General features: G+C 68.3%; 21 protein-coding genes. 14 read left to right on the forward strand and 7 right to left on the reverse strand.

Annotation, left to right across the window (positions count from 1 at the left end; all coding sequences use genetic code 11):
• Positions 1-20 precede the first annotated feature (20 nt).
• Both B0T44_RS20760 and B0T44_RS20765 read right to left on the reverse strand, forming a co-directional pair.
• Positions 21-443 carry an SRPBCC family protein gene (locus B0T44_RS20760; protein WP_077116241.1) on the reverse strand — a complete coding sequence of 141 codons (423 nt, stop codon included), beginning with the start codon at positions 441-443 and terminating at the stop codon, positions 21-23.
• A gap of 84 nt (positions 444-527) precedes the next feature.
• Positions 528-989, reverse strand: coding sequence for a hypothetical protein (locus B0T44_RS20765; protein WP_077116422.1), 462 nt, complete (start codon positions 987-989; stop codon positions 528-530).
• A gap of 131 nt (positions 990-1120) precedes the next feature.
• On the opposite strand from B0T44_RS20765, the gene B0T44_RS20770 reads away from it, so the two are divergent.
• A complete protein-coding gene (locus B0T44_RS20770; RefSeq protein ID WP_217697469.1) occupies positions 1121-1441 on the forward strand; it encodes a DUF2795 domain-containing protein in 321 nt (106 codons plus the stop codon).
• Positions 1442-1496: 55 nt separating this feature from the next.
• Here B0T44_RS20770 and B0T44_RS20775 read toward each other — a convergent pair whose 3' ends face one another.
• Positions 1497-3485, reverse strand: a complete 1989-nt coding sequence (locus B0T44_RS20775; protein WP_077116242.1) for an erythromycin esterase family protein — start codon at positions 3483-3485, stop codon at positions 1497-1499.
• 538 nt (positions 3486-4023) lie between these two features.
• Between B0T44_RS20775 and steA the strand changes: the two genes are divergently transcribed.
• The 13 genes from steA to mbp1 (B0T44_RS20840) all read left to right on the forward strand — a co-directional run bounded on the left by steA (position 4024) and on the right by mbp1 (B0T44_RS20840) (position 16461).
• The gene (steA, locus tag B0T44_RS20780; RefSeq protein WP_077116243.1) at positions 4024-5235 is read left to right on the forward strand and encodes a putative cytokinetic ring protein SteA; all 1212 of its coding nucleotides are present in this window, start codon (positions 4024-4026) and stop codon (positions 5233-5235) included.
• Complete coding sequence (locus B0T44_RS20785; RefSeq protein ID WP_081512441.1) at positions 5232-6176, forward strand: copper transporter; 945 nt, start codon at positions 5232-5234, stop codon at positions 6174-6176. The genes steA and B0T44_RS20785 overlap by 4 nt, the downstream gene beginning before the upstream one ends.
• Before the next feature lie 173 nt (positions 6177-6349).
• Positions 6350-8074: a CTP synthase gene (gene pyrG / locus B0T44_RS20790; protein ID WP_077116245.1), complete on the forward strand. Its 1725-nt coding sequence runs from the start codon at positions 6350-6352 to the stop codon at positions 8072-8074.
• On the forward strand, positions 8075-8794 hold the full coding sequence (locus B0T44_RS20795; RefSeq protein ID WP_081512443.1) for an NUDIX domain-containing protein: 720 nt from the start codon (positions 8075-8077) through the stop codon (positions 8792-8794). It abuts the gene before it with no gap.
• A gap of 13 nt (positions 8795-8807) precedes the next feature.
• Positions 8808-9737 (forward strand): site-specific tyrosine recombinase XerD, encoded by a 930-nt coding sequence (xerD, locus tag B0T44_RS20800; RefSeq protein WP_077116246.1) that lies wholly within the window; start codon positions 8808-8810, stop codon positions 9735-9737.
• A 232-nt stretch (positions 9738-9969) separates the two neighbouring features.
• Complete coding sequence (locus B0T44_RS20805) at positions 9970-10947, forward strand: ParA family protein (protein WP_175647985.1); 978 nt, start codon at positions 9970-9972, stop codon at positions 10945-10947.
• Entirely contained in the window at positions 10944-11849 is a 906-nt protein-coding gene (locus tag B0T44_RS20810; RefSeq protein WP_077116248.1) for a segregation and condensation protein A, read from the forward strand. Before B0T44_RS20805 ends, B0T44_RS20810 begins: the two co-directional genes overlap by 4 nt.
• Positions 11846-12502, forward strand: a complete 657-nt coding sequence (scpB, locus tag B0T44_RS20815; RefSeq protein WP_077116249.1) for an SMC-Scp complex subunit ScpB — start codon at positions 11846-11848, stop codon at positions 12500-12502. The genes B0T44_RS20810 and scpB overlap by 4 nt, the downstream gene beginning before the upstream one ends.
• 9 nt (positions 12503-12511) lie before the next feature.
• A complete protein-coding gene (locus tag B0T44_RS20820; RefSeq protein WP_077116250.1) occupies positions 12512-13690 on the forward strand; it encodes a pseudouridine synthase in 1179 nt (392 codons plus the stop codon).
• Between the two features lie 65 nt (positions 13691-13755).
• Complete coding sequence (cmk, locus tag B0T44_RS20825; protein ID WP_139347769.1) at positions 13756-14430, forward strand: (d)CMP kinase; 675 nt, start codon at positions 13756-13758, stop codon at positions 14428-14430.
• Entirely contained in the window at positions 14427-15839 is a 1413-nt protein-coding gene (gene der, locus B0T44_RS20830) for a ribosome biogenesis GTPase Der (RefSeq protein ID WP_077116252.1), read from the forward strand. Before cmk ends, der begins: the two co-directional genes overlap by 4 nt.
• A gap of 110 nt (positions 15840-15949) precedes the next feature.
• The gene (mbp1, locus tag B0T44_RS20835) at positions 15950-16192 is read left to right on the forward strand and encodes a microaggregate-binding protein 1 (protein ID WP_077116253.1); all 243 of its coding nucleotides are present in this window, start codon (positions 15950-15952) and stop codon (positions 16190-16192) included.
• Between the two features lie 26 nt (positions 16193-16218).
• On the forward strand, positions 16219-16461 hold the full coding sequence (gene mbp1, locus B0T44_RS20840; protein WP_077116254.1) for a microaggregate-binding protein 1: 243 nt from the start codon (positions 16219-16221) through the stop codon (positions 16459-16461).
• Between the two features lie 89 nt (positions 16462-16550).
• Here mbp1 (B0T44_RS20840) and B0T44_RS20845 read toward each other — a convergent pair whose 3' ends face one another.
• Genes B0T44_RS20845 through B0T44_RS20860 form a run of 4 tightly spaced genes read right to left on the reverse strand, consistent with a single transcriptional unit; the run spans position 16551 to position 19991 of the window.
• A complete protein-coding gene (locus tag B0T44_RS20845; protein ID WP_077116255.1) occupies positions 16551-17507 on the reverse strand; it encodes a glycosyltransferase family 9 protein in 957 nt (318 codons plus the stop codon).
• A complete protein-coding gene (locus tag B0T44_RS27630; RefSeq protein ID WP_081512447.1) occupies positions 17504-18730 on the reverse strand; it encodes a PfkB family carbohydrate kinase in 1227 nt (408 codons plus the stop codon). Before B0T44_RS27630 ends, B0T44_RS20845 begins: the two co-directional genes overlap by 4 nt.
• The gene (locus tag B0T44_RS20855; protein WP_245839604.1) at positions 18727-19410 is read right to left on the reverse strand and encodes a D-sedoheptulose-7-phosphate isomerase; all 684 of its coding nucleotides are present in this window, start codon (positions 19408-19410) and stop codon (positions 18727-18729) included. Before B0T44_RS20855 ends, B0T44_RS27630 begins: the two co-directional genes overlap by 4 nt.
• Positions 19407-19991, reverse strand: a complete 585-nt coding sequence (locus tag B0T44_RS20860) for an HAD-IIIA family hydrolase (protein WP_077116257.1) — start codon at positions 19989-19991, stop codon at positions 19407-19409. The genes B0T44_RS20855 and B0T44_RS20860 overlap by 4 nt, the downstream gene beginning before the upstream one ends.
• Between the last annotated feature and the right edge of the window lie 165 nt (positions 19992-20156).

Below are 20156 nucleotides of genomic sequence, written 5' to 3' on the forward strand. Positions count from 1 at the left end.
TCGCGGCTCCGGCACGTGGGTCAGCGGACGGCTTTTTTCACTCCGCCGATCATCTGGTTGATGAGGCCGCGGAGACCGATTTCGAGCACCTTGGCGGGCACGGGCAGCGACGGTTCCGACTCCATCGTGTACGAGACTCGGGTGCTGTCGTCACCGGCGTCGGCGAAAGTGATGATGCCGACGTGACGCTTCACCGGAGCGCCTTTGACGATCTTGTATTCCATCCGCTCGCCCGGCACCAGCGCGGTGATCTCCTCGGTCACCCCGACCGGGCCGATACCGATCCGATGCTGCGCGCCGACACCCTCGCGTTCGGTCGTGCCGGGTTTGGTGAGCGTGACCTGGACCGGCATGAACGGGTCGATGCTCTCGCGCTCGGCGAACAGCTTGTACACAACCGTACGTGGTGCGGCGATCACGGTCTCGACGGTGGCGCTGGCCATGGGATCTCCTCTTTCGGATACTGCTGCCCGGCAGCATACGGGGCCGCACTCGAATGGTCGTGATCCACGTCTGCGACGGCCGGGTCAGTCGTACATGGCGGCGAACGTTGCGGCCGTAACGAATCCGTACGCCAGATGCGGGACGATATCGCTGAGCCAGTCGGCCGTATCCCACTGCCGGGGGTCGGAGACCCGCATCGCCGCCATCGGCATGCTCGTCGCGGCGATCGTGAGGACGGTGAGGCAGGCACCGGCCACGGGCGCCGAGGGCCCCCAGCCTGTAGCGCGGGACCAACCATAGGCGGCACCGACACCGACACCGGTCGCTGCGCCGAGTAAGGCCCCTGCACCCGTCAGCCGGTTCTGCTGCTGCTCGGCGTCGCCCGGCACAGCTACACCGGCGAGCTCGGCCATCCGCTGGACGCTCTGCTCCGGTGTCCGGCTGGCCGGGCGGCCCCGCACCAGCATGTCCAGGTAGGTCACCGCGTTCAGCGCCGCCGTACCCGCCGCGCCGGCCGCCGCTCCCCGCACGATGGTCTTCAGCATGCTGAGCGGGTGCCCGATCGGCATGCGGGCAAACCGACCGGGTCCGCTGCCGGTTTACGCCCGGGTCCGGCGGGTACTGCGAGGCGGACACAACGGCCGGGCAAGACGGCCGCGACGGGCTGAGGAGGACCATGATGGTGGCAACCGACGCCGGGCGAATCCGTAAGGCGTTGTCAGATGCCGACTTTCCTGCTGGCAAGGCGGATTTGGTGCGCTGCGCCACCCGCGCGGACGCCGACGACGATACGGTGCGCGCGCTGAATGCGATACCCCCGGTGTCGTATGCGAACGTAGGCGAAGTCTTGCAGTCGGTGAATCTGGAATCGGAGCGATCTCCGGCCGACCAGGCCGCGCAGCGCCGGACGCATACCTACCCCGGATTGGCCGAGCAGGAGAAGGACATCCCCGCGAACCCCATCGTGGACGAGCTGGGCGAGAACCGGGGCAGTTGAGATAGGCGGCCAGCGGAAAACAGGCGTCATCGCGCCAGCTGTGTCGGCCGAGGGCTCATACCGCGTAGGGGTAGGTTTCTCCCGGTTCCGCTGGTCCCCGGTGGGATATGCGGTCCAGCGGGGGCAGGGCGGTGGTTTCGTCGATGTGGATGAGGGCGTCGAACTGGTCTGCCGGGCGGGTGTGGAAATAGTGGCTGCGCCGTTCCGATTGTGGGCGGTAGACCACGCCGATGGCGCGTTCGAGTAGTGCAGAGCGCAGCGCTTCCGGCGTGGTGTCGGTATCGAAGCGCAGCAGGAACTGGTCGCGGTCGATGCCGTGCAGCAGGTTTTCCACGCTGCCGTCCAGCGACGGCTGCACGCGCATCGTCCTGGCCGGGCCGTCCCAGGCTTCGGCCGCGGTGACCGTCCCGGTGTGGGTGGAAAAACCGATGAGACGCGACGCGGTGGGGTGGCTTTGGCGGACCAGTTGGCCGAGGTTGAGTTCGCCAGCGGCGCCCATTTCGGTGGCGCGGGCGTCGCCGAGATGTGAGTTGTGCGCCCAGACCACGATCTTCGCCATTCGGCCGAGCCGCTGTTCCAGATGCCGGCTCAAGGCGATGAGGGTGCGGAACATGTGCTGATCGCGCAGATTCCACGTCGATACCCGGGTGCCGAACATCATCCGGTAGTACTCCTCGGCATCGGAGACCAGATGGGCGTTCTGTTCGGCGTAGAACCGCTCGTCGGGGTCGGCGCTGTCGTCGGTGGCGAGATGTTCGGTGGTGAGCCGCTGCATCTCGACCAGCTGCGCGACGACCTGATCCTCGCAGGATTCGCCCGCACCGAACGCCGCCGCGTATCCGTAACGCTGTTCGTCGGCGTGCCGGTCGAAACAGGCGTAGCGGTCGCGTGCCCGCCGCGCCGCGTCCGGGTCCACGCTTTCCAGATAGCTGATCACCTCGCCGGCCGAACGCCGCATACTGTACAAGTCCAGGCCGTAGAAGCCGATCTGCTCCGCCCTTGACCTGGCATTGTGCTGTCGCAGCCAGGTGACGAAATCCCGGACCACGGTATTGCGCCACATCCACGTCGGGAAACGTTCGAAATCGCGCAATGCCTGTTCGGCATCGGTATCGGTGCCCTGCCCGCGCACGAAACGGTTGACACGATAGGCATCGGGCCAGTCCGCCTCCACCGCGACCGCGCTGAAGCCCTTCTGCTCGATGAGCTTTCTGGTCATATTCGCGCGGGCAGCATAGAACTCGGTGGTGCCGTGGGATGCTTCGCCGATCAGCACCAGCCTGGCGTCGCCGACCAGATCCAATAGCACGTCGTCGGGCGGTGTGCCGTCCGATACCGGGATGAGCACCTGGCGAATCGCGGCGTGGGGGTCGGGGCTTGCCATCGTGTCCTCGGGGTGCGCGGCCGAACGAGCGAGGAGTTCGCGTACCTGCTCATCGGTGGTCTGTTCGAAATCCCAATACGAATTGCCGACCGCGTAGAACGGGGACGGTGTCGTCGCACACACCACTTCGTCCACTTGTTCCGCGAGTTCCTCGCAACTGGACTGCGGTGCGGCCGGCACCGCGACGACGAGTCTGGCCGGACCCAATCGGCGTAAAGCCCGGACCGCGGCGTGCATGGTCGCGCCGGTGGCGAGCCCGTCGTCGACCACGATGACGGTGCGGCCCGCGATATCGACTATGGGGCGCTCACCCCGATATTCGCGCTCGCGGCGGTGCAGTTCGCGTTCCTCGATGCGGGTCACTCGTTCCAGCACTTCGGCGTCCACATCCTCGGAGCGCAGGACGTCGTCGTTGGTGACGAGGACGCCGCCGCTGGCGATCGCGCCGAGGGCGAGTTCCGGGTTCGCCGGTGAGCCCAGTTTGCGGACCACCAGCACATCCAGCGGCGCCGCCAACGCTTCGGCGACCTCGTAGGCGACCGGCACCCCGCCGCGGGGCAGCGCCAGCACCACGACATCGGGGTCATCACGGTATCGCGTCAGTAATCGGGCCAGGACTCGCCCGGCGTCGTTGCGGTCACGGAAAACACTCCTGGCCATATTTCGGCCCTACCCGGAGCTGGGGTGCAGAAACGTCGCTTTTCGAAAACCGACCGGAATGGCGGAACGGCGGCCACGTCGAGGGAATACCGGCAGGGGGAAGACAGGCGATATCTCTGGTAGCAGGGGTACGCACCGCGGGAGCTGCGCTACCGACCGGAAAGAGAGCTTCTGTGTCAGGGAGCGACGAGAAGTCTCCAGAGATGACCGATGAATTCTGCAATGATACCGATCACTTCGAGAATCACCATGGTGGCTCCTTACGCGTTACTGAAAACATCGGTAACTAGGGAATTGCTTTGTCGATCAAAGGGTGAACTCTATGGTTCTAAGAATATAATTGCGCATTATTTTCTGATACATGGTTCGGCGGGGAAGCTGTCTCCGCTCTCTCCGGCGGCGCAACCGGTTCATGGCTCGGTGCGGTAGTTGCTCGTTTTCTGCCGTAAGCCAGCTGAATTATCACGGTGACGTATGTGCTGCGGGGTTGCGGCGCGCCTCCACCGGTGGTCGAGGGTTTACCGCGATCATCGGCGTCATGAAGATGCTGGGGTTGTTGTCGAAGAACACCGAGACGCTGCCCGGCCGGACCGGAATAGCCCGGGTCGACCGCAACACACGGCGTCTGCTGGAGCGGGTCGGCCCGGGGGATGTGGCCGTGCTCGACGAGATGGATATGGACCGCCTGACGGCCGAACGTCTGGTGGCGGCCGGGGTGGTGGCGGTGATCAACACTTCGCCGTCCATTTCGGGACGCTACCCGAATCTGGGGCCGCAAATACTGGTCGCCCACCGGATCCTGTTGCTGGATACGGTCAGTTCCGACGCATTCGGCAAAATCAAGGATGGGACCAAGGTCCGCATCAACGGCGGTGTCGTCTACGCCGACCGGCTGATCAAGAAGGAACCCGAGGTCCTCGTCGAGGGGATCGAGCTCAGCGACAGCGCCATCGCCGACCGTATGATCGAAGCACGCAACGGCCTGACCGCCCATCTCGAGGCGTTCGCCGGTAATACCATCGAGTTCGTCCACACCGAATCAGCGCTGCTCATCGACGGTATCGGCGTCCCGGAACTGGATCTGGACATGCAGGGGCGCCAGGTGGTGGTGGTCGGCGACGGGCCAGGACACGCCGAGGATTTGGCACGGCTCAAACCGTTCGTGCAGGAGTACGCGCCGATCATGGTCGGGGTGGGATGCGGCGCCGATACGCTCATGCGCGCCGGATACCGGCCGGACCTGATCGTGGGCGACCCCGACGACATCACCACCAAAACCCTGAAATGCGGTGCCGAGGTGATCCTGCCCGCCGATACCGACGGCCGCGCCACAGGTTTGGAGCGGATTCAAGACCTCGGGATCGGTGCGACCACCTTCCCGTCGTCCGGGGCAGCCGCTGATCTGGCGCTGCTGTTGGCGCACCATCACGGCGCTGCCCTGATCGTCACCGCGGGCGCGGCCGCATCCCTGGACGAGTTCTTCGACCGTGGCCGCCGCGACAGCAACCCGGCGACCTTCCTGACCCGGTTGAAGGTCGGCACGACCTTGATGGACGCCAAGGCGGTGGCCACGCTCTATCCCGGCCGGATCCACGGCACCGCTGTCGCGCTGGTCGTGCTCGCGGCGCTGATCACGGTGATCGTGGCCGTTCTGGCGTCCGACAACGGCAGTGAGGTGCTGAGCTGGGCGAGCCCCTACTGGCACCGTTTCGTGCTCTGGTTACCGGATCTACCCGGCGGCTTCTGGTGATCTCCCTCCGCCAGCACGCCGTTTCCCTGGTCGCGGTGTTCCTGGCGCTCGCGGTCGGGGTGGTGCTCGGCGCCCAGACGCCGGCCGCTGCTCTGCTGTCGGGGCTGCGTTCCGACAGCGACCAGCTGCGGCACCAGCTCGCCGCTGCCCAGGAACGCAACAGCGAGCTGACCGACCACCTCGACAGCACGGACGCTTTCATCGCTCGTTCGGCGGGCCGTATCCTGGCCGGTTCCCTCGCCGACCGCAGTGTCGTCGTGTTCACCGCCCCGGACGCCGTCCCGGCCGACCTGGAGGGCCTCGCCTCCGCGTTACAGAGCTCCGGTGCCGTGATCACCGGCCGGATCGCTTTGACCGACGCCTTCCTCGACGCCACCGAGGGCGACCGGATGCGCACCGTACTCACCAATGTCATCCCGGCGGGCGCCCAACTGCGCACCGGGGCGATCGACCAGGGGAGCCTGGCAGGCGATCTGCTCGGCCAGGTGCTGCTTCTCGACCCGGGAAACGGGGGAGCCCGCAGCACGCCGCAGGAACTCGCCCTCGCCGTGGAAACACTGCGCGGCGGCGGGTTCCTCGCCTACGGCGATACGCCTGTGCGGCCCGCGCAGGCGGCAGTGATCCTCACCGGTGAAGGGCGGGAATCAGGGACCGGCAGCAGGGGCGCGAACCTGGCCCGTTTCGCGGGCGCGCTGCGGGCGCGTGGGGCCGGTGTTGTGCTTGCGGGCCGCGCAGGTGCGGCCGAGGACACGGGTGCGGTGGCCGCGATTCGCTCGGACGCGGCGTTGGCTGCGGCCGTCACCACGGTGGACAACATCGAACGTGGCATCGGCAGGGTCACCACAGCCCTCGCCCTGACCGAGCAGCTCGCGGGGCGCTCAGGTCGTTACGGCACGGGCGCGGGCGCCGCATCCCTCACCCTCACCACGCCTCCTGGCTGAGTACCGATGGGCTCAGGCGGGGTGGACAGCAAACCCGGGTCGTGTCGTGAAGCGCCGCACCGACCTGCGGGGTTGCCAGGGTGCGTCGCCGGTGCCCGTGGTGTGGCGATCGGTTGGCGGACCGTGCGTGGCAGTGGTATCGGTGGTGGGGTTTCGTGTTACCGTGAAGACCCGTGGGTCAAACACGGATTCAGGCGCGGACGGCAACCAAGCATATTTTCGTCAGCGGTGGTGTCGCCTCCTCACTCGGTAAGGGTCTTACCGCCTCCAGCCTCGGTCAATTGTTGACCGCGCGCGGTCTTCGGGTCACCATGCAGAAGCTGGACCCGTACTTGAACGTCGATCCCGGCACCATGAATCCGTTCCAGCACGGAGAGGTGTTCGTCACCGAGGACGGTGCGGAAACCGATCTCGACGTCGGGCATTACGAGCGTTTCCTGGACCGGGACCTGTCGCGGGACGCCAACGTCACCACCGGGCAGATCTACTCGTCGGTTATCGCGAAGGAACGCCGCGGGGAATATCTGGGCGACACCGTGCAGGTCATCCCGCATATCACCGACGAGATCAAGTCCCGCATCCTCGCCATGCGCGGCCCGGACCTGCAGGGTCAGGAACCCGATGTGGTGATCACCGAGATCGGCGGCACGGTCGGCGATATCGAATCCCAGCCGTTCCTGGAGGCCGCCCGGCAGATCCGCCACGATGTGGGCCGCGACAACGTGTTCTTCCTGCATGTCTCGCTGGTGCCCTACCTTGCGCCGTCCGGGGAGCTCAAAACCAAACCGACTCAGCATTCGGTGGCCGCGCTGCGCAGTATCGGCATCCAGCCCGATGCGCTCATTCTGCGCTGCGACCGTGAGGTCTCCCAAGGTCTCAAAGGCAAGATCGCGCTGATGTGCGATGTGGAGGCCGACGCCTGCATCTCCACCCCGGACGCGCCGTCCATCTACGACATCCCCAAGGTGCTGCACCGGGAAGGGCTGGACGCATACGTGGTGCGCAAGCTCGGGTTGCCGTTCCGGGATGTGGACTGGACGGTGTGGGGTGATCTGCTGGATCGGGTGCATTCGCCGCGGGAAACGGTCGAGGTCGCGCTTGTCGGCAAATATGTCGACCTGCCGGACGCGTACCTGTCGGTGACCGAGGCATTGCGCGCGGGTGGGTTCGCCTCCCGGGCGAAGGTGCAGATCCGCTGGGTGCAGTCCGACGACTGCGAAACACCTGCGGGCGCGCAAGCGGCGCTGCGCGATGTGGACGCGGTGCTGATCCCCGGTGGTTTCGGCATCCGCGGTATCGAGGGCAAGGTCGGCGCCATCCGCTACGCCCGCACCCGCGGGCTGCCGCTGCTCGGCTTGTGCCTCGGCTTGCAGTGCATGGTGATCGAGGCGGCCCGTTCGGTCGGACTCACCGGCGCCAACTCGGCCGAGTTCGAAGCCGACACCGAGCACCCGGTGATTTCCACGATGGCCGACCAGAAGCAGGCGGTCGCCGGGGAAGCCGACCTCGGCGGCACCATGCGGCTCGGCGCTTATCCGGCGGTTCTGGAAAAGGGTTCGGTGGTGGCCCGCGCCTACGGCGCCGACCAGGTGTCCGAACGGCACCGCCACCGTTACGAGGTGAACAACGCCTACCGTGACCGGATCGCCGCGAGCGGCCTGAAATTCAGCGGCACCTCCCCGGACGGGCTGCTGGTCGAGTTCGTGGAACTGCCCGCCGACAAACATCCGTTCTTCGTCGGCACCCAGGCCCACCCGGAACTCAAGAGCCGCCCGACCCGGCCGCATCCGCTGTTCGCCGAACTCATTGTCGCGGCCCTGAAATACAAAGCCGCCGAACGGCTTCCGGTCGATATTCCGGGTGAGGGCTTGGCCTCCACCGCGGAAAAGGCGTCGTAGATGCCGGACGAACCAGCCAACACAGCCAACACAGCCAACACAGCCAACACAGCCAACACAGCCAACACGGACAACACAGCCGGCGGGACCCGTCATGATTTCCGGACCGTCGCCAGCCGCACCGTCTACTCGGGGGCGATCGTGGCGTTGCGGCTCGACCAGGTCGAGATGCCCGGCGGACGGGTTGTGGAACGCGAAGTGGTCGAACACCACGGCGCGGTCGCGGTGACCGCCGTGGACGACGCAGGCAATGTGGTCCTGATCCACCAATACCGGCACCCGATCGGGCAGCGGCTGCTCGAGTTGCCCGCAGGCCTGCTCGACGTCCCCGAGGAGGACCCGCTAGAGGCGGCCCGCCGGGAGCTGGCCGAGGAAACCGGGCTGGCCGCACGCGACTGGGCGGTGCTGGTGGATGTGGCACTGTCGCCCGGGTTCACCGACGAATCGCTGCGGGTGTATCTGGCTCGCGGCCTGTCGGAGATCGACCGGCCGGATCCGGAGAACGAGGAAGCCGACCTGGAGTTGGTGCGAATGCCGGTCGCCGAGGCGGTCCGGGCCGCGCTGGCCGGGGAGATCGTCAACGCCACCGCGGTCGCGGGGCTGCTCGCGTTGTCGGCCGTGACGGCGGGAAATCTGCCGGTGCGGCCCGCCGACGCGCCGTGGCCGGGACAGCCGACCCGTCTGCTGCGCCGCCAGGCAGCGCGCCGGTCCGAAGGCTGACGGGGCGCCGGCCGTGCGGGAGGTCGACGCCTTCCTCGACCATCTGGCCGTCGAACGCGGTGCGGCCCGCAACACGCTGACCGCCTATCGGCGCGACCTCGGCCGCTACCGGGACTTTCTCGCCGCACGCGGCATCGCCGACCTCGACGCCGTCGGTGAATCCGATGTCGCCGAATTCACCGTTGCGCTGCGCACCGGGGGCGACGGGCATTCGCCACTGGCACCGGTATCGGTGGCGCGGGCCTTGATCGCGGTGCGTGGGCTGCACAAATTCGCCGCCGCGGAAGGGCTCACGGGCACCGATGTCGCGCATGCGGTGAAACCGCCTGCCGCCGGTCGCAGGCTGCCGAAGGCGCTGCCGTACGAGCAGGTGCTGCGGCTGCTGGACGTCGTGGGCGGCGACCTCGGCTCCGGCGGTGACGGCCCCGCGCGCGGCCTGCGCGACCGGGCACTGCTGGAACTGCTGTATTCGACCGGTGCCCGTATCTCGGAGACGATCGGTCTCGACGTCGACGATCTGGACACCGCCGAACGGGTGGTGCTGCTGCGCGGTAAGGGCGGTAAACAGCGTCTGGTGCCGATCGGGCGCCCGGCGCTGGCCGCCGTCGACGCGTATCTGGTGCGTGGCCGCCCGGTCTTGGCCGCCCGCGGTCGCGGTAATGCGGGTGCGCTGTTCCTGAACGTCCGCGGCGGGCGGCTGTCGCGGCAGAGTGCCTGGCAGGTGCTGCAACGCGCCGCCGAACGCGCCGGGATAGGCGCTGCGGTCTCCCCGCACACCCTGCGTCATTCGTTCGCCACCCATCTGCTCGACGGGGGCGCCGATGTGCGGGTGGTGCAGGAACTGCTCGGCCATGCGTCCGTGACCACCACACAGATCTATACGCTGGTCACTGTCTCCAGTCTGCGGGAGGTATGGGCCACCGCCCACCCGCGCGCGAGGTGAAGTAGGGGCTCTGACGGCGCTGTGCAGTGGCGCTGACCAGCGGCGAGGTAGCGTTTGGGTGTTCGGGCCCACGCGAGATGTGGCGAACACGCCGCGGCGCGCGCGTTATTCGGGTGCGCTCGAGCGGTAGCGTCTAGCCAGAGCCGGATCGTGGCGGAAACGAGGCCGTACCTTATCGGACTCGTTACGCTCGGCGAAGCAATGGGCAGGAACGTATAAGGAGCAGCGGATCGTGACGACAGCCGGAGCGGCGGAACCGCCGAGGGGTGCTGGGACCGGGCCGCTCGGGGCAGGCTGGCCGGGTGCCGAAGCAGACGATGCGGCATCGTCGGCGGTCTGGGGCACCGAGCCCGTCCCCGTGCCCGACGACACCGAACTCGGGCCCACTGGGCGCCCGCTGCGATTGGTACCGGAACCGTCGGCGCCCGTGGCGCATGGCGACGCGCTCGTGGTGGCGATGTGTAACCAGAAGGGCGGTGTCGGCAAGACCACCTCGACGATCAACCTCGGCGCCGCACTGGCCGAATACGGGCGCCGGGTGTTGCTGGTCGATCTCGACCCGCAGGGTGCGCTGTCGGCCGGCCTGGGGGTGGCCCACCACGATCTCGAGCTGACCGTACACAACCTGCTGATCGGTTCCCGGGTCACCGTCGAGGATGTGCTGATGCAGACCAAGGTCGAGAACATGGATCTGCTGCCCAGCAATATCGACCTGTCCGCGGCCGAAATACAGCTCGTCAACGAGGTCGGCCGGGAGCAGTCGCTGGGCCGGGCGCTGGAACCGATCCGCGACCGCTACGACTACATCCTCATCGACTGTCAGCCCTCGCTGGGTTTGCTCACCGTCAACGCGCTCGCCTGCTCCGATGGGGTGATCATCCCGATGGAATGCGAGTACTTCTCGCTGCGCGGTCTGGCACTGCTCAACGACACCGTGGAGAAGGTGCGTGACCGCCTCAATCCACGACTGAGCCTGTACGGCATCGTGGTCACCATGTTCGATGCGCGACTGCTGCATTCCCGGCAGGTGATGGCGCGGGTGGTCGAAGTGTTCGGCGATCTGGTGTACGACACCGCGATCGCACGGACTGTCCGCTTCCCCGATGCCAGCGTCGCCGGGGAACCGATCACCACGTGGGCGCCGAAATCCGGTGGGGCCGAAGCGTATCGGGCGATGGCACGGGAAGTCATCCACCGGTCCGGCCGGTGAGCCGGGACAATCCCAGCGCACCGCCGACCAGCACGACAGCAGGCCCGGCCGGTCAGGACGGGAACGCGCAACCGGAGCAGGTGTCCGGTTTCCATCTGCGGTTGAGCAATTTCGAGGGCCCGTTCGATCTGCTGCTGACGCTGATCTCGCAGCGCAGGCTGGATGTGACCGAGGTGGCGCTGCACCAGGTCACCGACGAATTCATCGCCTACACCAAGGCATTGACCGCGGGGCTGACCGAACAGGGGACCTTGCGTGCGGACACCGTTCTCGACCAGACCACCGAGTTCCTGGTGGTCGCTGCGACCCTACTCGATCTGAAGGCCGCCCGGCTGCTGCCGTCGGGGGAGATGACCGACGCCGAGGACCTGGAACTGCTGGAAGCGCGTGACCTGCTGTTCGCGCGGCTGCTGCAGTACCGGGCGTTCAAACAGGTCGCCGAACTGTTCGGCGAACTGGAAGCCGCGGCGTTGCGCCGGTATCCGCGGGCCGTATCGCTGGAGGACCGGTTCCTCGGGTTGCTGCCGCCGGTCCAGCTCGGCGTGGACGCGAGCGGGTTCGCCGATATCGCTGCCGCCGCGTTCCGGCCCCGCCCGGCGCCGACGGTCGGGCTCGACCATCTGCACGCGCATGCGGTGTCGGTGGCCGAGCAGGCCGCGATCGTGTTGGAGCGGCTCAAACAGCGCGGGGCGGGCGGCTGGACCGCCTTTGCCGAGCTGGTCGCCGACTGTGCGGCGCCGATTGAAATCGTGGCGCGGTTCCTGGCGTTGCTCGAGTTGTATCGCGGCAAAACCATCGCATTCGACCAGCCCGATCCGCTGGGGCCGCTGGCGGTGAGCTGGCTCGGCGACGACGTAACAGATACAGCCGAGACCGTGACCATCGAAGAGGACTACGGATGAGCGAAGCAACCGAGGAGTTCGAGCCCGCGCCCCTCGACGACACGGAATTCGCCGCCGCGCTGGAAGCGATGCTGCTGGTGGTGGACACCCCCGCCCCCGCCGAACAGCTCGCCGCAGCCCTCGACGAGACACCGGCTAGGGTGGAGCGGACACTGCGGGAGATGTCGGCGCGGTTGAGCGAGCAGCGTAGCGGTATCGATCTGCGTTTCGCCGGCGACGGCTGGCGCTTCTATACTCGCAGCGAGTACGCACTGTATGTGGAACGGATGCTGCTCGACGGCGCACGGTCGAAACTGACCAGGGCGGCTTTGGAAACCCTGGCGGTGGTGGCATACCGTCAACCGGTGACCCGGGCCAGGGTCAGCGCGGTGCGCGGAGTGAACGTCGACGGCGTGATGCGCACCCTGCTGGCCAGGGGTTTGATCACCGAAGCGGGAACCGACCCGGAAACCAACGGGACGCTCTACCGCACCACCGAGCTGTTCCTGGAACGGATCGGGCTCGCGTCGTTGAGCGATTTGCCGCCGCTGGCGCCCCTGCTGCCCGGCGTCGACCTGATCGACGAGATCAACGAGAGCTTGGAGACGGACCCCCGTTACACCAGGCTGCACAAACGCGCCGAGGACGATCTCGACCTCGGCACCGAGGATTGACAGGACAACGTGAATACACCCGCTCGCCGAGATGGCACACCGGATCGTAGAAAACGTGGCGACCACGCCGACCGCAACGGACGCGCTGCCAAGGCCGCGCAACGCGGCGCCCAGCGCGGAGCCGTCGGCTCCTCGGGGCAGCGCGGCAGCAAACAGGCCGGCCCCGGGCAGCGCAGTACCGGGCAGTCGGGTACGGCTCAGCGCGGATCCGGTGCACCTCAGCGCGGCGCGGGCCGCCCCGGTGCGGCACAACGTGCCGGAAGCGGCATTCCCCAGCGCGGCGCAGGATACGGCGGTGGACGCCCGCCCAGACCCGCGACGCCCGCGGCCCGCAAAGCCAAGCCGCCCACATCGCAGCGCCAGGCCGCCGCGGCGGCCCCGTTGAGCAACGCCAAACCCGCCCGGAATCAGCATGTGGCAGGCTCCGGCGACACTCATCCCAAACTCCCGTGGGGTGAGGGCGAACGCCTGCAGAAGGTGCTGGCCAAGGCGGGAGTGGCCTCCCGTCGCGCCGCCGAGGAGATGATCGCGCAGGGACGCGTCGAAGTCGACGGCATCATCGTGCGCGAACAGGGTCTGCGTATCGACCCCGAGCACGCGGTGGTCCGGGTCGACGGCACCCGGGTGGTGGTACGCGAAGAACTGGTGCATCTGGTGTTGAACAAACCCAAGGGCTGGCAGTCGACCATGTCCGATGATCTGGGTCGCCCCTGCGTCGGCGATATCGTCGCCGAACGCGTTGCCGCCGGTCAGCGCCTGTTCCACGTGGGCAGACTCGACGCCGACACCGAGGGGCTGCTGCTGCTCACCAACGACGGCGACCTCGCGCATCGGCTGATGCACCCGTCGTTCGAGGTGTCGAAAACGTATCTGGCGACCGTCAGCGGCGAAGTACACCGCGGAATCGGCAAACAGCTGCGCGCCGGTGTCGAACTCGAGGACGGGCCGGCGAAGGTCGACCGGTTCCAGGTGCTCGAACTGGGCGAGGGACGCTCGCTGGTGAAGATCGTGCTGCACGAGGGCCGTAAACATATTGTGCGCCGGCTGCTGGATGCGGTGGGTCATCCGGTGACCCGGCTGGTGCGCACCAATATCGGCCCGGTGGCGCTCGGTGACCAACGGCCCGGCACACTGCGGGTGCTCGGTCGCGATGAAATCGGCAAACTGTACGAGGCGGTGTCGTTGTGAATGGTGTAGAGATTCCGGTCCAGCTCCCCGGACGGCTTGCGGGGACCGAACCGCTGGTCGTCGCCATGGACGGGCCGTCGGGCACCGGCAAGTCCAGTGTGTCGCGGCGGTTGGCGGCCCGGCTCGGCGCCGCCTACCTCGACACGGGGGCGATGTACCGGGTGGCGACGCTGCGCGTACTGCGCAGCGCGGTCGAGCCGACCGACCCGGTAGCCGTCGCCGCCGCGGTCAAGGAACTGCCGTTGACCATCGGCACCGACCCCGGCCGGGAAGTGATTCTGCTCGACGGTGCGGACGTGTCCGCCGAGATCCGCGGCGGCGAGGTCACCCGCGCCGTGTCGGCGGTGTCGGCGGTGCCCGAGGTGCGCGAGCTGCTGGTCGCCCGGCAGCGGGAAATCGTCGCGACCGCGGGGCGGATCGTGGTCGAGGGCCGCGATATCGGCACCGTCGTGTTACCCGGCGCCGACGCCAAGATCTACTTGACGGCTTCGGCCGAGGCGCGTGCCCAGCGCCGCAACCAGCAGAACATCAGCGAAGGCCGCGGCGACGACTACGACGGTGTGCTCGCCGATGTGCGCAGGCGGGACCGGCTCGATTCCACCCGCGCCGTGTCACCGCTGCGTCCCGCCTCGGATGCCACCTTGGTCGACACCAGTGACCTGGGAATGGACGAGGTCATCGACGAGCTGTACCGCGTGGTGGCGCTGCAGGTGTCACCCGGAACAGGAGATAGACAGTGAGCGGCGACGTACTGGCCGGTGACGGTGTCTGGAGCGACGAATCCGACTGGGAGATCGCCGAACTCGACGCCGGTCTCGGCGCGGGCGAACACGTGCCGATGCCGACCCTGGCTGTGGTCGGGCGACCGAACGTCGGCAAATCGACCCTGGTCAACCGGATCCTCGGGCGGCGCGAGGCCGTGGTGGAGGACATTCCAGGGGTGACCCGCGACCGGGTGTCCTATGAGGCGAACTGGGCAGGCCGCCGGTTCCTCGTGCAGGACACCGGCGGGTGGGAACCCGACGCCAAGGGGTTGCAGCAGTCGGTGGCGCGGCAGGCCGAGCTGGCGATGAACACCGCCGACGCCATCCTGCTCGTGGTTGATGCCGTGGTCGGTGCCACCGCCACCGACGAGGCCGCGGTCAAGGTGCTGCGCCGGGCGAAAACACCGGTGATCCTGGTCGCCAACAAGGTCGACGACCAGCGCATCGAAGCTGACGCCGCCGCTCTGTGGTCGCTGGGCTTGGGCGAACCACGAATGGTGTCGGCGGCGCATGGCCGCGGGACCGGCGATCTGCTCGACGATGTGCTCGAGGTGCTGCCGGAGACTCCACGCGAGGGCGGCGTCGCGACAGGGCCGCGCCGGGTCGCCCTGGTCGGTAAACCGAACGTCGGCAAATCGAGCCTGCTCAACAAGCTCGCCGGTGACGAACGGTCGGTCGTCCACGACATCGCGGGCACCACCGTCGACCCCGTCGATACGCTGGTCGAACTGGGCGGCAAGGTGTGGAAGTTCGTCGACACCGCGGGGTTGCGGCGCAAGGTCGCCCAGGCCAGCGGCACCGAGTTCTACGCCTCGCTGCGCACCAGATCCGCGCTGGAGGCCTCCGAGGTGGCGATCATGCTGATCGACGCCTCGCAACCGATCACCGAGCAGGATTTGCGGGTGATCGGGATGGTCGCCGACTCGGGCCGCGCGCTGGTGCTGGCATTCAACAAGTGGGACCTGGTCGACGAGGATCGCCGCCACCAGCTGGAACGGGAAGTGGAGCGCGACCTGGTGCGGGTGCCCTGGGCGCAGCGGGTCAACATCTCCGCACAGACCGGACGCGCGGTGCAGAAACTGGTACCCGCTATGGAAACCGCGCTGGAATCGTGGGATAAACGCATCTCCACCGGCCGGTTGAACACCTGGCTCAAAGAGGTCGTCGCCGCCACCCCGCCGCCGATGCGCGGCGGACGGCTGCCCCGGGTGCTGTTCGCCACCCAGGCCACCACCCGCCCGCCGACCTTCGTGCTGTTCACCACCGGCTTCCTGGAGGCAGGCTACCGGCGGTTCCTGGAGCGGCGGCTGCGTGAGGAGTTCGGTTTCGCCGGTTCCCCGGTGCGGATTTCGGTCCGGGTGCGGGAGAAGCGGCCCCGCAAGTAGCGGCGGAGACCGCAAGTTACCGGCGCTGGGGCGATTGAAGACCTCGGCGCCGGGTACGCGCTGGATATCCACCATCCACCCGAACAACAGATGCGTCGGAGGTAGATATCGTGGCCGAACAGAAGTCTGGTCCCAAGGAAGGCATGGAAGGCGCCGTCGAGGGCGTGAAAGGCAAAGCCAAAGAGGCCGCCGGGACGGTGCTGGGCAACCGGGATCTGCGCGACGAAGGCGTCAGCCAGCAGGACAAGGCCGAATCCCAGCGTGATGCGGCGAAGAAGGAAGCCGAAGCGGAGAAAGCGCGCGCCGAGGCCGACGCCGACGAGCAGCGTCAGCGCACCGAGCAGGGACGGTAACCGCCAGTCACGGGAGGTATGCAGACGTGGCCGAACACAGGAGCGGACCGAACGAAGGTCTGGAAGGCGCCGTCGAGGGCGTGAAAGGCAAAGCCAAGGAAGTCGCGGGGACGGTGCTGGGTAACCAGGATCTGCGCGACGAAGGCATCGCCCAGCAGGACAAGGCCGAATCCCAGCGTGATGCGGCGAAGAAGGAAGCCGAAGCGGAGAAAGCGCGCGCCGAGGCCGACGCCGACGAGCAGCGCCAGCGCACCGAGCAGGGACGGTAGCGGCCCCGCGGAGCTGGTACCTGCGAAGACGGCAATCACCCGGTTCACAGATCGGGGGTTTGCCGTCTTCGTCGTGTGCGGTGCGCTGGTCAGTGGGCAGGCTGGGATGTGGTGTCCAGCTGTTCTTCCACGGCGGCGAGCACCTCGTCGGTGGTGACGGCGAGTAGACCGGGATCGGGAGTGGGGGCATGCGGGTCGCCGATATGGCCGGCCCAGAGGGCGCGGTGCTGTTCGCGGTACGGCGGCGGGCCCCACCACGACGGGGGGTTCGGCCCGAACACCAGCACCGACGGGGTGCCGAAGGCGGTCGCCAGGTGCCCGACTCCGGTGTCATTGCTGATCAGCAGGCTCGCGTGCGCGATGGTGGCCGCGAGTTCGTCCAGGGTCAGGTCGCAGGCGAGCGTCGCGGCCGGGTCGAGGCCGGCGTGTGCGGCGACCGCACGGGCCAGGCGGCGTTCCCTGGCATCGCCGGTGACGAGCACCCGGTATCCTTTCTGGTTCAGATGTGCGGCGAGTACGGCAAAACGCTCCGCAGGCCAACGCCGAGCCGCCGAACTTCCGCCGGGGTGGATGACCACGGTGGTGTCGTAGGGCCGGAGTCGTCCGGACGGCGGCTCCGGGGGTTCCAGCGCCAGCTGTGCGGGGTCGGCGGGGATTCCGGCGGAGGCGAGCAGCAGGCACCAGCGCTGGGTTTCGTGGATATCGTCGGGCCAGCCCGGGCCCGGGATATCCGGGTATCCCGGGTGACCGAAGGTGATCAGGCGTTCCGGTGCGGTGCCGAGCAGATCGGCGATGCTCTGCGGGCCGCGTCCGTGCAGGTTCACCGCCACCTCGGGCGGCGGGCCGGGCCAGCGCAGTGCGCCGAGCGACGGGGTGGGATGCAGGTGAGCGTCGAGCGCGGCTCGGTCCAGGATCGGCCGCAGCCAGCCGGGCGCGGCGAGCACCAGGTGCTGGTGTGGGTAGGCGGCTCGGAGTCCGCGCAGGGCCGGTAGCGCGGTCAGCAGGTCACCGAGTCCGAGTGCGCGCAGGACCAGAACCGTGCTCACCGGTGCTCCGGTTCCGCGTCGCCGCCGTCCGCGTGGTCTGCGCAGGGCAGGTGGGGGGTGTGCGTCGGGGGCGCGGCGGAGTGCTGTTCGGGCGCTGCTGGAAGCGACGCCGGCCTCGTCCGGGCGGGCGTCGGGTTGTGGGTCTCGTGCCGGGCGCATTGCGTTTCGGTGGCCTCGGACCGGGTGCGTGGGCTTCGACCGATCGGTGTGACGATGGTCGCAGAGATGCCGGGGCCCGGCTGCGTGTTGCTTGGGTCGGGGACGGCGAGGGCGGCAGCCGCACCCGAGGAGACGAATTCTGCGGCGGCCGCCACCGCGTGCTCTACTGCGGCTTCGATGGCGGCTCCGGCGGCGAGGGCGGCGGTGGCGGCAGTGGCGAAGCGATCGCCTGCACCGCAGGTGTCGGTGATCCGGGCGGCGCGCAGTTCGGTGGGGATGGGGACTTGGCGAGGATCGGGCGAGCTCTGCTGATAGACGACCGCGCCCTCGGCGCCGAGGGTGATCGCGATCGCGCGGGCGGACCAGCGGCGGGCGAGGTCGCGGGCTCGGTCGCCGAGGTCGTGGCCTCGCCCACCGTCGGGGGCGAGTTGCTCGGCTTCGGATCTGTTCGGGGTGGCCAGGGTGGCGCCCGGCACGGGCGTGGGGCCGCGCGGGTGCGGGTCCCACACCACCGGTATCTGCCCGCCCAGTGCCGCCAATATCGCGCGCAACTGCGGATGGTCGGCAACACCGCGGCCGTAGTCGGCCACCAGGATGGCGCGGGCACCGGACAGCGCGGCTCGTACCGTCTCGGGCAGCAGGTCGGGGCGCAGGCGCCCGTCACCGAAATCGAGGCGGGTGATCGGGGCGGGCGCGTCGGCGGCAGCGGGCCCCGCCCACGGGCCGTGGGCCCGTACCCGCTCCTTGCAGACAGTGCTACCCGTCACGGGCAACGCCAGCGTGTGCACCCGTTCGTCCAGCAGACGGCGCAGCAGAACACCCGCGTCGTCGTCGGCGAAACCGCCGATGAGGACGGTGTCGCCGTCCTGTGCGGCCAGGAGCCCCGCCAGCCCGGCACCGCCGGGGCGGTAGGTTTTCGCGGCCACATCGACAACGGGGACTGCGGCGTCGGGACTGCAACGATCGGCCCGGCCCTCGATGTCGATATCGAGCAGCACATCGCCGACCACGACGAGCGGGCCATGCCGCGGCATCGACCCGTTCCCGTTCCCGGCAGCGGTCACGAATGCACCTCTAGCGCGGCTTCCAAGGCGGTGCACAGGGCATGCACCAGTACCAGGTGCATTTCCTGCACGGTCGCCACCGTGGGCGCTTCGACCGCGATGGCTTCGTCGCAGAGCGCGGCGAGCGGGTTGGGTGACGGGCCGGTCATCGCCCAGGTGTGCAGGCCGATCTCGTGCCCGGCTTTGGCGGCGGCGACGACATTGGCGCTGGCGCCGCTGGTGGACAGGGCGACCAACACATCGCCGGGCCTGCCGTGGGCCCGCAGCGGCCGGGCGAACATCTCCTCTAGACCGTAATCATTGACGATCGCGGTGGTGCTGGAGGTATCGGCGTGTAAGGCGACGGCCGACAGCGGCCGACGTTCGGCACGGAAACGCCCGGTCAGTTCCGCTGTCAGATGCTGGGCTTCGGCGGCGCTGCCGCCGTTACCGCAGGCAAAGAGCCTGCCGCCGTCCTCGTATACCCGCGCCAACTGTTCCCCCCAGGAACGCACCTGCGCACAGGCCGTGCCGAGGTTGGTCTGCAACGCGGTGCGCAGCGCGGTGAAATGCTGTTCGAGTTCGGCGTCGGCAGCCGGGCGGCGCGGATAGGTCACGGCAGCTGGATCCGGGGGGGCCGGTTTCTTGCCGTTCCGCCTGCCGACGGCCGGGTTTCCGGTGGAGGTGTCCATGGTGCTCACAGTGGTTCGTCCTTCCTGTGCGCGCCCGCAAGGGCTATGCCGACGGCCGAGGTGAGGTCGGAGGCGACCGCGGCGTTGCGTTCGGCGAAAGCGATTTCGGCGCGGCGGGTGCGTTCGGTCGGCACCAGCACCGCGCCTGCTCCGGCCGCCAGCGCCGCCTCGATATCGGAACCGATGTCGCCGATCACCACGCAGCGGCCCGGGGCGACGCCGAGTGCGGCGGCCGCGGCCAGCACGAGCCCGGGTTCGGGTTTGCGGCAGCGGCAGCCATCTGCGTGTCCGTGCACGCAGATCTGCCAGGTGTCGAACGGTCCGAGCAGTTCCTCCACCCGGGCGTTGACCGCCGCCAGTTCAGCGGGGGATATCAGCCCTGAGGCGACACCGGACTGGTTGCTGACCACGCCGGTCCGTATTCCGGCCCGGCGTAGCTTGCGCAACTGGGTTCGCGCTGCCGGGACCGGACACACCAGTGCGGGGTCGGAAATGTAGCCGGTATCGGCGATCAGGGTGTCGTCGCGGTCGAACAGCACGGCCGCAGGGCGCCGGGCGGGCGGGTCGAGACGAACTGCTGAATTGTGCATCGTGAGCTCCTTTCGACCGCCGGGTCTGCGCCTCGTGCGGCACGTGCCCGCGTCCCGCGAACCCCTGGCAGCGTCGCCGCACCCGGTGGGCACGGCCACTGCTTCTCACGTCTGCGTGATGCCCGAGAAGAAGCAGTTGAAACTGTTTTGCCGAACTCGGCGCGC

It is taken from the genome of Nocardia donostiensis (assembly GCF_002081715.1).
Classification (GTDB): Bacteria; Actinomycetota; Actinomycetes; order Mycobacteriales; family Mycobacteriaceae; genus Nocardia; species Nocardia donostiensis.